The organism is Mesorhizobium sp. M4A.F.Ca.ET.050.02.1.1 (assembly GCF_003997725.1).
Classification (GTDB): domain Bacteria; phylum Pseudomonadota; class Alphaproteobacteria; order Rhizobiales; family Rhizobiaceae; genus Mesorhizobium.
In genome coordinates this window covers 1-1113 of record NZ_RZSG01001222.1, presented here as the reverse complement: position 1 = coordinate 1113, position 1113 = coordinate 1, and the positions used below count along the sequence as shown (strand labels likewise).

The following is a 1113-nucleotide window of genomic DNA, read 5'->3' as shown; positions in this document are numbered from 1 at the left end:
CGCCGGCACCCTACGAGATGCGCGACCGCTTCAACTACGCCTCCGGCGAAAAGGTTATGGAGCTGATCGCGAAGAACATCCGGCCACGCGACATCATCACGCTGAAGTCGCTGGAGAACGCCGCGACCGTCGTGTCCGCCACCGGCGGCTCGACCAATGCCGCGCTGCACCTGCCGGCGATCGCGCATGAGGCCGGGATCAAGTTCGACCTCTTCGACGTCGCCGCGATCTTCGAGAAGACACCTTACATCGCCGATCTCAAGCCCGGCGGCAAATATGTCGCCAAGGACATGTTCGAGGCCGGCGGCATTCCGCTGTTGATGAAGACACTGCTCGACCATGGTTACCTGCATGGCGATTGCATGACCGTGACCGGCCGTACTTTGGCCGAAAACATGCAGCATGTTGCCTGGAATGACAGCCAGGATGTGGTCCGTCCCGCCAACCGGCCAATCACCAAGACAGGCGGTGTCGTGGGCCTGAAGGGCAACCTTGCCCCCGAAGGCGCGATCGTGAAGGTCGCGGGCATGTCGGAACTGAAATTCTCGGGTCCGGCGCGTTGCTTCGATTCGGAAGAGGAGTGCTTCGAAGCGGTCACGCAGCGCAACTACAAGGAAGGCGAGGTTCTCGTCATCCGCTACGAGGGTCCGCGCGGCGGTCCGGGCATGCGGGAAATGCTGTCGACGACGGCGGCTCTCTACGGTCAGGGCATGGGCGGCAAGGTGGCGCTGATCACCGACGGACGGTTCTCGGGCGCGACGCGCGGCTTCTGCATCGGCCATGTCGGGCCGGAGGCGGCTATCGGCGGTCCGATCGGGCTCATCAGGGACGGTGACGTGATCTCGATCGATGCGGTCAACGGCACGATCGAGGTGGCGCTGTCCGACGCCGAGCTGGCGGCGAGGAAGAAGACGTGGAAGGCGCGCAAGACCGACTATCAGTCGGGCGCGATCTGGAAATATGCGCAGACGGTCGGATCGGCCCGCGACGGCGCGGTGACCCACCCGGGCGGTGCGAAAGAAACACATTGCTATGCGGATATCTGAGGTGTTGAGGTCGTCTGTCTTTTCGGCACTGGTCGCTGTGGCGACCTTGGGCGCCGTGGGCCAAGCC

Annotated in this window: 1 protein-coding gene; it reads left to right on the top strand. The window is 63.8% G+C overall.

The features are described from left to right. Positions 1 to 1046, top strand: a 1046-nt coding sequence (locus EOA33_RS36480) for a dihydroxy-acid dehydratase (protein WP_190234509.1), incomplete at its 5' end; no start/stop codon positions are given. Between the last annotated feature and the right edge of the window lie 67 nt (positions 1047 to 1113).